General features: G+C 31.0%; 6 protein-coding genes. 2 read left to right on the forward strand and 4 right to left on the reverse strand.

What is annotated here, in order from left to right; translation table 11 throughout:
- Window positions 1-15: 15 nt before the first annotated feature.
- Complete coding sequence (gene addA / locus KPL44_RS01925) at window positions 16-4,164, reverse strand: helicase-exonuclease AddAB subunit AddA (protein ID WP_216246891.1); 4,149 nt, start codon at window positions 4,162-4,164, stop codon at window positions 16-18.
- Window positions 4,151-7,786 carry a helicase-exonuclease AddAB subunit AddB gene (gene addB / locus KPL44_RS01930; RefSeq protein WP_216246893.1) on the reverse strand — a complete coding sequence of 1,212 codons (3,636 nt, stop codon included), beginning with the start codon at window positions 7,784-7,786 and terminating at the stop codon, window positions 4,151-4,153. The genes addA and addB overlap by 14 nt, the downstream gene beginning before the upstream one ends.
- Window positions 7,787-8,105: 319 nt before the next feature.
- Between addB and KPL44_RS01935 the strand changes: the two genes are divergently transcribed.
- Complete coding sequence (locus KPL44_RS01935) at window positions 8,106-8,387, forward strand: late competence development ComFB family protein (RefSeq protein WP_216246895.1); 282 nt, start codon at window positions 8,106-8,108, stop codon at window positions 8,385-8,387.
- Window positions 8,388-8,563: 176 nt separating this feature from the next.
- Here the strand turns inward: KPL44_RS01935 and KPL44_RS01940 are convergent, their stop codons facing one another.
- Entirely contained in the window at window positions 8,564-10,288 is a 1,725-nt protein-coding gene (locus KPL44_RS01940; protein ID WP_216246898.1) for a phospho-sugar mutase, read from the reverse strand.
- A 249-nt stretch (window positions 10,289-10,537) separates the two neighbouring features.
- Between KPL44_RS01940 and KPL44_RS01945 the strand changes: the two genes are divergently transcribed.
- Complete coding sequence (locus tag KPL44_RS01945; protein WP_216246900.1) at window positions 10,538-11,449, forward strand: transposase; 912 nt, start codon at window positions 10,538-10,540, stop codon at window positions 11,447-11,449.
- A gap of 357 nt (window positions 11,450-11,806) precedes the next feature.
- Here the strand turns inward: KPL44_RS01945 and KPL44_RS01950 are convergent, their stop codons facing one another.
- On the reverse strand, window positions 11,807-13,717 hold the full coding sequence (locus KPL44_RS01950; RefSeq protein WP_216246902.1) for a putative bifunctional diguanylate cyclase/phosphodiesterase: 1,911 nt from the start codon (window positions 13,715-13,717) through the stop codon (window positions 11,807-11,809).
- Window positions 13,718-14,186: the final 469 nt, after the last annotated feature.

Consider the following 14,186-nt stretch of genomic DNA (forward strand, 5'->3'; position numbering starts at 1 on the left):
TTCCACATTTAAAGGTTATTGTTTTACTTCTACAGCCTCATCCGTGCTAAACGAGTATAGGTATCTCTCTTTAACATTTACTCTTAATGTAACTTCAAGTGCTTTTGCGTAATAATCGAGCTGAGACTTATATTTGTCAATTAGTGAGTTTACATCCCCATTTTTCACGAAGTCTGTTTTATAATCCACGAGTATTACCTGTCCATTTTCCTCAAAATAGCAATCTATTATCCCTTGAAGCATTATTTGTTCATCCCCATATATTTCTACAGGAAGACTTTTATCTATATCCGTACTACTAATTTCCATATGGAATGGAACCTCTCTTTTCAAGAGATTTAGGCTATATGCTTTTATCATTCTTTGACCAAGTAAAGTTTTAAATAGCTTTCCTAATTTATCTATACGGACAGCCTTGCCCTCTTCTTTAGATATTAATGCTTTTTCTACAAGAATCTGAACTTGTGCTTCTATTTCACTTGATGTTGTCACTTTAGTTAGGTCTAATCTTTGAAGTACTGAATGCATTGCAGTTCCTTTCTCAGCTGGGGATAACCCCTTTACTTCTTCTAGGAATTTCGGTTTATTTATAAGTCTTGGTGCATACATATTGCCAGAATCTGATTCTGTTAACTCAACGTTGAACTTTCTTTTCAGCTCTGTTACCGTGAGTACTGTAGGCATTTTTGTAGATTTCTCGTATTTATAAACAAAGCCTAATCTCTTTTCTATCTCTTCCATTAATTTCTCTTCGGATACCTTTTGTGATAATAATTCTTCCTGCGATAATTTATCATCTAATACCTTATCATATATAGATTTTCCTTTAAGAAGACTAAGCCTTTCCTCTGCACTAACAAGATTTTCTTCCTCATTTTGCTCGTCTTTCTTTATGTGTTCTCTATTCCAAAAGCGCACAGTAAAGCTTGAAGGATCACTTAGAAGATGCAAATTTTCATCCTCTATTTGTATACGCGCGCGGAGAGGGTTTCCATCAACATGCCTAATTACTGCAGGTATTATCCAATCTAAATAGCTTTTTCCTTTTAATATTTCATATTCCCCTAACTTTTCACTGCTCTCATCTAAGCTTGAACTCATTCTAGATAAATTTTTATCTATATTTCTAATTGAACCAGTTATTATTAGTTTTTCCTTTGCCCTTGTTAAGGCTACATATAATACCCTCATTTCCTCGGCTAAACTTTCTATTTTTATTGTCTTTTTTAGTGCTTGCTTTAGCACTGTAGGATATGAAATTCTTCTAATTGGATCCACATAATCTGGTCCATAGCCTAATTCATAATGAAATAATATACTCTTATTTATATCCATTAAATTAAAGTTTTTCCCCATTCCACTTAGAAATACTACAGGAAATTCTAGTCCTTTACTTTTATGAATGCTCATTATTCTGACTACGTTCTCATTCTCGCCTAAGGTTTTAGCGCTACCCATGTCACCACTGCTTACTTTTAGCTTATTTATAAAGTTTATAAAATTAAATAGTCCCTTATAGCTTGTCTCTTCATATTGCCTTGCCCTTTGGAAAAGCACTTTTAAATTTGCTTGTCTTTGAGGGCCTCCTGGCATGGCTCCTATATAACCGTAATAACCTGTGTCCGTGTATAAATACCATATGAACTCATCGATAGGCATGTATGTGCAGATTTCTCTAAAGTGATTTAATTTCTTTAGGAATCTTTTAAGTTTTTTATCTACAGAATCTAGCTGTTTATCCTCTATATCGCAATTTTTATCCCCAGGCTCTAATTTTTTATCCCCAGATTGGTCTTCTTTATCCTCATATAGTGCATCTTTATTCTCAGAATCCAAAATGTTATCCACGGAATTTTCCTCTTTAGAGCCTACGAAATTTACCATTGCCTCGTAAAAGCTTACTTCTCTTTGTCCTATTCTTATATCAACTAGTTCCTCTGAGGTAAACCCTCCTATTGGGGAACGCAGTACTGCAAGCATTGGTATATCCTGCCTTGGGTTATCTATAATTTGAAGAAGACTCATAATTATTTGTATTTCTACAGTGCTAAAATAGCCTGTACCTGTATCCGCATAAACCGGTATATTCTCAAGCTTCAATTGTTCTAAGAAAGATGGTGCCCAAGCTGAGGTTGCACGAAGTAATATTACAATGTCCTTATAGTCAACATTCCTATATTCTTTAATATTTTTATCATAGACTTTAAAAGCTTCGGTTTCATTCCCTTGATCATCGATATGTGACATTAATTCTTTTATTCTTTTTGCCACAATTCTTGCTTCAAGTTCAATGTTCGTTGGAGTTTCATCCTCATTTGTGCTTACCTGTCCCTCACTTTTACCACCATCATCTTCAATTGTGTTTACCTGTCCCCCACTTTCCTCTTCATTTTCGTCATTTTCTGGGTCCTTAATTTCTTTTTCGATTATGTGTAGTTCCACAGGTCCGCCTACTACTCCTGGCCCAACTAATTCATCAAAGTGAGCTCCTAGGTTTAATGCTTCTTCATCTGTATAATCAAGGTCTCCAATGTTTTTACACATTATTTGTTTAAAGATATAATTCACAGCGTTTATAACCGTTCCTCGACTTCTGAAGTTTTTGTATAAAGTTATTTTTCTTGTTTTAGCACCTTCATCTTTAGAATAGCTATTATACTTGGCTAAAAAAAGCTCTGGTCTTGCCTGACGAAATCTATATATACTTTGTTTTACGTCTCCCACCATAAATACATTTGGAGATCCAATTTTTTCTCTCGAAATTATATTAAGTAAAGTTTCCTGCACCATGTTGCTGTCTTGATATTCATCTATCAAAATTTCTTCGTATTTATTCCTTAGCCCTATTGCTACAGAGGAAGGTTCTGATTTTCCATCATAGCCTAAAACCGCTTCCCCATCCTCATCTTTTTTCATTAATATATCTAGGCAATAATGCTCAAAATCGTTAAAATCAATAATTGACCGTTCCTTTTTCTTTTCCCTATACTTTTCTTGTAAATCTATAACAAGTTGAGACAATTCCATCATAAGTGGATATAATTCTTTTATATCTTCTAAAGAAGCTTCTGAATTTGCATTCATTACTTGCTTTTGCAGTTCTTGTAATTGTTTTTTTACCTTATTTCTTATCTCTTGAACAGCCTTTTGTTTTTCCTTGTCCTTGCATGCCTTTATACTAGGAAGTTTTGCAAAACTTAGCTCTTCAAAAGTTGCTGCCAAATTTTCAAAACAGTTATTCGCTGCACTTAAAAGATCCGCAATTAGAGCTAAATCCGACTTAAATACATCATTATATAAAATTATAGCCTCATTGGCTTCTACATTTTTTAATGCTTTGACCATTACTTTTTCTATTCCTAGTAATTCTATTTTAGTATCATCCATTAAAACTTTTGCCCAAGGGGTATCGCTAAAGCTTGCTCCATCTTTAATGTTAAAATTCTCAGCTGAATCTATTAGCCATTTATTTGGATCCGTTGAACTCATAGCAAAATTATAAAGGCTTAGAACTATTCCTTGAAGACCTAAATCCTCTTTATTATTACTATAGGCTTCAACCAGGTTTAAGAAACTATTAGATTCTAGATTTGGAAATCTAGGGGTTACCTGCACGTCCAAAGAACTATTTTCCTCGTAGCTCTTATCTTCATCTTCCGCCCTGTTTTCATCCTCAATTGCTATATACCTATCTTCAAATAATTCCTCTAAAGCTTCTTGCTTAAGAAGCACTGCTTCTGTTCCATCTGCTATTCTAAAATTAGGGTCTAAATCTACCACATGAAAATTATTACGAATAACCTCAAGACAAAATGAGTGAATAGTTGTAATGCTAGATTTGTTTAATAATGTTAATTGCCTTTGAAGTAACTTACTTTGTGGATTATTATGAAGTTCCTTCGAAATCGCCGCAGCTATTCTCTCCCTCATTTCGGATGCAGCAGCGTTTGTAAATGTAACTACTAAAAGCTTATCTATATCTGTAGGCCTGTCCTCATCTGTTACTATTTTTATTATTCTCTCAACTAGTACTGCCGTTTTACCTGAACCTGCAGCTGCAGCTACTAGGATATTGCAATCCCTTGTTAAAATAGCTTTTTTCTGATCATCTGTCCAAGTCACATCTGATTTCACTTCATTAATTTCATTCTCATTTTTTATCATTATAATTTTCCACCCCACTTTCTTTTATGTCTTCCTGATTTTCGTTTGTTCCAATTGCTTCGCTTGCTTCATTTGATAAGAGTTCCCATATTTCCTTGTCCTTCTTATCTTTTATTATCTTATAAGTATTTTCTTTTAATGTAGGGTCAAATTGGCAAATAGCCGTATATTCACAATAACTACATGGGGTAATATCCTTTTTCTTATATGGTTTTATGTCTATTTCTCCAGAAAGCATTCCCTCACAAGTTTTTATAAGATTCTCTTTTACATGATTAAGCAGCATATCAAACTGCTCCTTAGTTGCAACCGATGATCTTGAGCCTAATTCTCCATTTTTCTTAATAGATGCTGGAACAACTAGGGATGCACCTTCTATATTTCTATCCATCTCCCTAATTATCTTAGTATCTGCTAGTAGTAACCCCTTCATTTTTAATGCTTTCATTATAGCTTTCTCTAATTCTTCTTCATCTAAATTATTTTTAGCCTTTATAACTGGGTCATCTATTTTGAAATATAGTATACCTGCTGGGAAAATTGGTTCATCCACGCTTTCATTTGATATAGCACTTTCTTTAGATAAAGCTTTCTCATTTCTAAGCATAGCATCTAAATAGGTAAGTAACTGTATTTGAAGTCCATAATATACATCAGATAATTTAAAGTCCTTATTTCCAGATTTATAATCTATTATCCTGTAAAATTCCTCTCCCTCATTTATTAGCTTATCCACTCTATCAATTCTACCAACTAAATTTACTATTTCACCTGTTGATAATTCTACTTGTATTGGTGGATAATCTCCCTCATTATTGCCAAAGGACACTTCGTAACCAAAAGGTTCAAAGCCACTATTTTTCATCTGCTCAACTATCACGTATATAGTCTTTTTTAAAACTCTCTTCAAACGCTCTGTAAAGTACTTATATCTTGGGGTGCTGTTTAATATATACCCACTAGTACCCGCATCCGCTTCTTTCTCTACAATGCTTCCTATATTTTTCTCACACCAACCCCTATCAAGATCTGCCCATTTCATTTCACTTTTATCCACAAGTTTTGAAAAATCATCAAGCACACTGTGCATAAAACTACCTAGGTCTGGGGATGAAAATATAAAAGTTTTTCTCTCTTTTGCCTTTAATCCGTATTGAACAAAATATGCAAAAGGACATTCTTCATATTTTTCTATTCTAGATACACTAAAGTAATTTTTTTCTCCATAAAGTTGTTTTACTTTTTCTTTCTCAAGCATTTTTACTTCATTTTTATAGTCAAATCCTTGAAAGATGGTGTTACTTTTTTCTCTCCATAATGGATCCTTTTGATACCATTTATAAACCGCTCTCCAAAGTGGTGATATATTTCCTTCTTCTAAATATCTTCTAAGCGCAAATATTAAATCATTAAATGTTGGCACTTTAGCACATACCTGATAAAAATCGCGTAACATATGTCTATCAAGTGCTTCATGTACATTACTTATTTTTTCCTTATTATGAGAGGCATCATTGCTAAGTGTTATATTACTTTCCTCTATTAGATTTTTAAATAAGGCTTTAAATCTTGTTATTATAATAGAGGCCCTTAAAGTTTTACCCTCATAATCTGCTATAGGATAAGTTATATTTAAATATTTACTTGGGATAGTTATAGTGGCGTAGATTAGGTACTGCTCATTAAATACCTCCGTTTTTGTATCGCTCGCCAGCTCTACACCTTTTTCTTTTAAAATCATTCTGTCGCTATCTGTAAATATTCCCTCTTCCTTACTTGCCTTTGGGAATACTCCATCATTTACCCCTATAATGTATAACGCTTTTATATCATGGCTTTTTATACGCTCAACACTGCTAATCGTTACTCCATCAAGTGCTGGTGGAATAAGCCCCATTTGATGTTTGCTAAAGCCCATGGATAGAACTTTTACAAAATCCTCAAGGGATAAAGTTTCTTTGCCAATAACCTCCACCATCTGATCTAATAACTCCATAACTAGATTCCATATTTTACTGTACTCAGTAACAAGCTCCTGATCACCTTCTGTTTTAAAACTTTCTATCCATTTCTCTAATGTCTTATATACATTTATAGACTCTAGGAATTCAAATAGAGTTGTACATATTTTTGTGACGGTCCCGACCCCTTTTAATTTCTCCTTAAATTGTAATAATGGAATGATTATTTTGTCCCTTGTTTCATTTAATATTTTAATTGTAGACTCAACTTTTTCAGTTTCTTCCTCACTTGCCTTGTCATTGTTATAATAATCTCTAAAATAATAATCTATTTTTTCCTGCCACAAATCGATTTCTGTCCATTTTCTTTTACCCTTTATACCAGTTGCGATAATAAAGTTTTCTAATATATCTATATGCTGCTTTTCTATATCTAAAAGACCTGTTTTAAGATACCTAAACATTGCCTCATAACTAAAGTTTTTAGTGAAAATCTCAACAACTCCGGTTATTAACACTATTAAAGGGTTACTTGTTATATCTTTTTTCTTATCTATAAATAAAGGAATATTGTATTCCGTAAATATCGCTCCAATTAATTTCTCATAGGTTGGCAAATCTCTAGTAACCACTGCTATTTTGTTAAATCTTATATTCTCATCTCTACATATTCTTAAGATATCTCTTGCTACATATTCTACTTCACTGTAACCATTAAGAGCTTTAAATATCTTTATATTTTCACACTTCTTAACTAATGGTGTATAAGGAAATGTAAAATAATTCTTCTCAAGAAATAAAAGCTCGACATTATCTTTAAATTTACATTCTTTATTGCCTTGTAGTTCTATAGGTGCTTCTATGCTTGTCCCATTCTCCTTAGCTAAACTTAAAAGATTATCTTCTGTAAACTTTATAGAATAAAATGCATCAGAGGGCTCCATAAATTTTGAATGCTCTGAGCTTTTTAAGGGCAATGTTATATTTATTCTTTTAGCCTTTTTATATAACTTTTCTAATACTCCATATTGCTGTGGTGTAAAGCCTGTAAACTCATCAAGCCAGAACTCTGCTCCATCAAAAATGCTACATTCATCAAGGCGGATGCATAATCGAGTCAAATCATCATCAGGATCCACATAATTTATGTTTAAAATATTATCAAACTCTCCATATATAAGAGATAAATCTATTATCTTATCTATAAGTAATGGATTCTCGCTTAAATCTTCTTTTACCTTATTTAGGTCAGCAATCGAAATTCCATATTTTTTAAACTCAGTGATAACGCTAGCTACATTATCTACAAATCCCCTTTGCCTTGCTGATCCTTTAAATACTTTAAATTCTTCTCCATTCTTTTGAAGTATACTATGAATAAGCATTGCCTTTCCTGATGTATCCATAGGTTTAAGGGTTATGCCACCAACTTCGCTAAATACTTTGTATGCTAATCTATTAAAACTAAGTACTTGGACATTTTTTATTCCTGTGGATCCAACTACTTTTATAAGATTTTTTTCAGCTTGAAAAGAGAATTGTTCTGGCACCAAAAGTACTAGTGGTTTTTCAGTTTCTTCCTTTTGCCTGCGCTTTATATCATCTAAACAGAAAGTACTTTTACCTTTTCCAGCTCCTCCATAGATAAATCTCAAACTCACAAAAACACATCCCTTCCTTTTATATTTTATACGAATTCTGTAAACAAGCTAACATACTTACTTGTTATTTATTTTAGTATATCTTTTATATATATTATACCATGTATGATTTCTCTTAATGACTAACAGCAGTTTTTGTTCACGACATTTTAAACACCCCTCGATAGAATAATTACATTAAAATTCATTTATATATGATTATTGCATACAATGTATTAAGTGGCTAAGATGAATACATAAATTTTCATGTAAACTATTATTATGCATGCTATAATTGCTGTATTATATTTTTTACAAAAGGACTAAAAGGAGGTATACGATGTATCATTTAAAAAATTTTTCTGAAGTTGAAGTAAACAATCTATTAGAAAAAATATTAGAAAAATATACTGATATTTGCAAATGTGAAAAGTGCAAATTAGATATTAAGGCCTTAGCACTAAACTCTTTGGCTGCAAAATATACCGTTTCCGAAAAGGGCGAACTATACACAAGTGCCTTATCTGAAATTAACAAACAGGAAACAATCGATGTTACTACTGCAATTACAAAAGCTATAGAGATAGTATCTACTAATCCAAAACATTTAATTGACTTCTAGTTTCATTTTTGTAATCCTTTACTTGTTTTTGTGCTGTACTACGTTGGATAAGCTCTACTCGCGATACATTCTATATAAATTTATACATATAAAAGGATTCATGTAGTGCGTTAGAATATATTAAGCATTACATGAATCCTTCTATTAAATTATTTTATCTATATTTATTTTTGTTTCTATTTTGTACTTTGAAGTTTCGCTATTATAACCTTTTCCATTTCTACTAGTTTCTCTTCTGCAGCTTTTAGAGTTTTTCCTTTAGAGTACATATATATTTTAATTTTTGGTTCTGTACCTGAAGGTCTTACTGCATACCAGCTATCATCATCAAAATAGAATTTAAGTACATTAGATTTTTCTATTCCACTAGGTTCTTCTGTCCCATTCAAAATGTCATAAGATTTCTCAGCTTCATAATCTATAAATTTTGTAAGCTTTGAACTACCTATTGTTAATAAATAATCTTTTCTGTACTCTACCATCATTCTAGAAATTCTTTCTTGTCCTTCTATACCTTCTAAAACTAAAGATATTAGATTTTCTCTATAATATCCAAACTCAACATAAATCTCATTTAATATATCTAATAAAGTTTTGCCTTTTGATTTATAATAAGCCGCAGCTTCACATAAAAGCATTGATGCTATAACTGCATCTTTATCACGAACAAAAGTTCCAGCGACATAACCGATACTTTCCTCATATCCAAATATAAATTCAAAGCTATTGTCCTTTTTAAAATCATTGACTTTGCCGCAAATATTTTTGAAACCGGTAAGTACTTCAAAAGTTTCTACACCATATTTGGTAGCTATTGCCCTGCCTAGATCCCCTGTTACTAAGGATTTAACTATAGCAGCATTTTTGGGAAGTGTGCCTTTTTCTTTCATTCCCTCTATAACATACTTTATGAGTATAGCCCCTGTTTGATTACCATTAAAGGCAACATATTCGCCAAGCGAATCTCTAACCATTATAGCAAGTCTATCACAATCAGGGTCAGTAGCTATTAACAATTCTGCCCCTTCTTTTTTTCCAAGCGCCCTTGCATATTTGAAGGCTTTTACATCCTCTGGGTTAGGATACCCAACAGTTGTAAAATCTGGATCTGGTTTTTCTTGCTCTGGTACTACTATTATGTTAGTAAATCCTCTCTCATTAAGAACCCTTCTTACAGGAACGTTTCCAGTCCCATTTAGAGGCGTGTATACAATTTTTATATCTTTATCTATATTGTCTCTTATAGCTAGCCCCTTTACTTTCTCCATGTACTCATCATCCATAGCTTTTCCAAGGATTACTATTAATCCTTTTTTCTTTGCTTCCTCAATATCCATAACTTTTATAGTGCTAAAGTCTGTAATACTCTTAATTTTTTCTGTTATTCCCTTTGCAGTAGATGATAAAATTTGTGCACCATCTTCCCAATATACCTTGTATCCATTATATTCTTTAGGGTTATGACTAGCAGTCACAACAATTCCAGCAGCTGTATGTAACGTTCTTACTGCATAAGATAGTTCTGGCGTAGGTCTTAATTCTTCAAATAAATATGCTTTTATTCCATTTGCCGCTAATACTTGTGCTGCTGTAGCTGCGAATTTAACAGAATAATGCCTGCAGTCGTAAGCTATTGCTACTCCTCTATCCATATACTCTTTTCCATATTCCTTAATATAATCCGCAAGCCCTTGCGTTGCTCTTGAAATAATATATATATTCATTCGATTAAGTCCAGCACCTAACTTCCCTCTTAATCCTGCAGTTCCAAACTCTAAATCCATGTAAAATCTATCTTCAATCTCCTTGTTATCATTTTTTATGGACTTTAATTCTTCTCGTGTCTCTTCATCAAAGTACTTATTATTTACCCATTCTTCGTATCTTTTTATATAAGTCATCCTAAATCACACCTTTCCAAATAATTACCATTTGATTATATTATACAGTATATATTCCAAATTTAAAATATCTAAAAATATATTATAGTAAAATTTTTACAAATCATCAGTTTTAGTTGTTAGTTTTAGTTGTTAGTTTTAGTTGGGGACGGTTAACAAACAATTTGACTATTTGATTTAAAATATGAATATCATCTCGACCTATAGGCAATAATTCAAACAAAATCTTATTAGAAAGGGTGATTCTTTATGTCGAGAACATTTAGATTAAAAAGCGATGAGTCAATATATCATGTTATGTGCAAAAGTATAACTGAGGTAAATTTATTCAAGGATACTGAGGATAAGAAAAAATATCTGTCTCTTATAAAAAAATATAAAACTCTTTATAATTTTAAGCTTTACGGATATTGCCTAATGGATAATCATTTACACTTAATCATTGATGCTAACGGATCAGATATATCAAAAGTAATGCATGGTATAAACTTTTCCTATGCAATGTATTTTAATAAAAAACATGAAAGGGGCGGTCATCTTTTTAGAGATAGATTCAAAAGCATAATAGTTGCTAATGATAGATATTTAAAAACTTTATCCCTATATATACATAATAATCCTACTGATATACTTGACTATAAAAATTGTCCCGAACAATATGCTTTTTCTAGCTTAGCAATATTTATAGGAAAAAGGCGCGATTATTTTAAATTGGTTGATTATGGGTTCATAATAAGTCTTTTTGGAGAAAGCATTAAAATTGCAAGAAAAAATTACTATGATCTTATTTTTATGTGTAACGAAGAAAAATTGAAACAAGAAATAGAATTTGAAGATGAAAAATCAGAGTATAAAAACGAAAGGATACTACTTGTAAGAAACTTTAAATCCGATGATGTATTAGAATTCATAGCGTCAAAAATGAACGTTTCAAAGATTCATCTCTGCATGAAGTACAGTAGAACTCTTGTGCAAGCGAAAGCATTAACAGTTGTTCTAATGAGGAGCCTCTGTAATTTTAAATCCAGCGATATATCCAGCACACTTGGGAATATTACACAGGCTAGAATATCAATGTTAAGCACTATTGGTATTAACTTAATTGGAACAAACGAAAAATTCGAAAATATTATTGGTGATTTTATTAAATGTTATGCCTAACTATGATTCATTTATCATTATAATATAGCAAACAAAAAATTCAGAAAATAATATCTGGTTTTATTAATTTAAAATTATTGGACAAGCCTCTTGAAAATATAACATTTAACTTATTGATGATAAGAATGAATCATGATAGTACCTTAAATAATCTTATTCTACAAGTTTTCCTAGAGACCTTTATCAAGATAAAGAGAAAACAATTCTTGTCCACATCCAAAATTTTTCGTCGCAATTCGCGAATCTTTAATTATTTTCTAATTATTATTTAATTATTTGTTAACCGTCCATACACATTCTCTTTTTCATTAATCCTTAATTGCTATTTAATTATTAACCGTCCCATGTCATCTTTTTCTAACAATTAATACAGTTAGTATTTAAAAACTTTTCTTCAATTTCACATGCCGATAGAGGCCTACTAAAATAATAACCCTGTATTTGATTACATCCCATTCCTTTTAATAGTTCAATTTGATTCTTTGTTTCTGCACCTTCTGCAATTACGTCAAGTCCGATTTTTTGTGCAAGTAATATTATCCCATCTACAATAACTTTTTCTCGCTCATTTGTATCGATATTATCTATAAAGGACTTGTCTATCTTCAGCGTGTTTATAGGTAGCCGTTTCAAATAACTAAGCGATGAATATCCCGTCCCAAAATCATCTAAAGCAATAGTTATGCCCAATTCTCTTATTGCAGTTAGTAATTTAATGCTACGCTCAAAATCCTTCATGAAGATACTTTCTGTAATTTCAAGTTCCACAAACTTTGGGTTAATCTTAGTTTCATTTATAATGTGTTTTAAAGTTTCTTCGAAATCATCATTCTGTAATTGAATTCCAGATAGATTTATTGCAATAGTATCATATAAATATCCTTTACTTTTCCATAAACTATTTTGGAGGCACACCATTTTTATAATCCACTCACCAATAGAAACTATTAGTCCACTTTGCTCTGCAATAGGTATAAACTCCGCAGGTGATACTTTTCCGAGCTTTGCGCTATTCCACCTTAAAAGTGCTTCAAACCCTTTTAATTTATTATTTATAATATCTATTTGTGGTTGATAATACATTTCAAACTCATTATTTTCTAGAGCATTCCTTAATCCCTTTTCTATTTCAGCACGTCTTACAATTATAGAACTCATACTTTCATTAAAAAAAGAATACCTTGCTTTACCATTATTTTTAGCACTATACATCGCGGTATCTGCATTTTTCAATAATACATTAGTGTCATATCCATCATTCGGGAAGATCGCAATACCAATACTTGCCGAAGTATATACATGTTTATCATCTATTCTTATCGCACAATTTAGCAAGCTTTGAAGCTTTATACATAATCTGCTTATTTTGGAATAATCTTTAATATTTTTCATTAAAATAAAAAATTCATCTCCACCTACTCTTGAAACAAGATCTCCCTCTGCCATAGTAGCTTTTATCAAATTTGCAACATTTATTAACAATTCATCCCCATAGGTATGCCCTAAAGTATCATTAACTTCTTTAAAATTATCTAAATCAATAAATAATATAGCATGTTTAATTTGCTTGTACGTACCCTTCGATTTAATAATCTCATTTTCTAATGTACTAATAAATAATTTTCTATTAGGTGTATCTGTTAATATATCATAATATTTTAATTTATTAATTTCTTCTTCAAAATTTCTTTGAATAGCTATTCCTAAAATTGAACCCACAATTTTAATTGCAACACCTCTTGTATCTCTAAGGCACATACTTCTAATCAAAAACCATCTATTGTCTATGCCATTAAAATTAAGTTTTAATCTACATTGATAATATAAGATTCTGCCATTAATGAGATCAATAAAATCATTTATTACAATTTCCCTATCTTCCTCTAAGACAAGCTTAATTATATTTTCAATAGAATTTGCTACCTCTTTGTCATATCCAGTAATGTCATTAAATCTATTAGATGAAGAAAACATTTTAGTTATTAAATCAATTTCCCACATAGCATCATTGGTAGAATCTAAAGATAATTTGTATCTTTCCTGGCTCTTTTCAATTATTGCTAATTTTTCATGAATTTCATCATATTGCACCCTTAATTTCTGTTTTACTGCTACTGCTTGTCCACATGTAACATACAATTTTTTGTACCTTTTTTTGAATTTACAAAACCGTTCTTTACCTTTTTTAGTTAATATATTTGAAAAAATTATATATGCTCTTTTAATAAATTTACTTATTTTGATTTTGGCTGTTTTTTTTAAGTTCACTTATACCCCTCCAATTATCATGTATGAAACAATCGGTTATATATTTTATATCTTAAAATTCCTTAATAAGGTTATTACTATAACTATCGTGAAATTTACATTTTTATTAATGGTTTTTTATAATATAACCTTAACTTTATAATGTAAACGTTTATAACAGATATAGATATACATTGTAAATCTTTAACATACATTACCTGTATTTAATAAAACAGTAAATTAATTATACCAATATTTACACATAATTCATATTAAAGTTTAATTTTTTTATCATTTTATAATTTTGAGCTAGCAAGAATATAAAAATAAAAAGCCATAATCCAATTAATTTCAATTATATTTGAAAGTGGATAAATAATGTATTAATATTGTTTATTCACGAATTACATTATAAGTACAATAAAACTGTACTTAATTACATCTTAATCTTTTTACCTATCTTGACATATATACCGCAAGTGATATAATT

The organism is Clostridium sp. DSM 17811 (assembly GCF_018861905.1).
GTDB classification, from domain to species: domain Bacteria; phylum Bacillota; class Clostridia; order Clostridiales; family Clostridiaceae; genus Clostridium_AD; species Clostridium_AD frigoriphilum.

What these genes read in the sequence shown, in the direction of transcription:
- addA (WP_216246891.1), bottom strand. Translation starts at nt 4,164, where the DNA reads ATGATAAAAAATGAGAATGAAATTAATGAAGTGAAATCAGATGTGACT.
- KPL44_RS01935 (WP_216246895.1), top strand. Translation starts at nt 8,106, where the DNA reads ATGTATCATTTAAAAAATTTTTCTGAAGTTGAAGTAAACAATCTATTA.
- KPL44_RS01940 (WP_216246898.1), bottom strand. Translation starts at nt 10,288, where the DNA reads ATGACTTATATAAAAAGATACGAAGAATGGGTAAATAATAAGTACTTT.
- KPL44_RS01945 (WP_216246900.1), top strand. Translation starts at nt 10,538, where the DNA reads ATGTCGAGAACATTTAGATTAAAAAGCGATGAGTCAATATATCATGTT.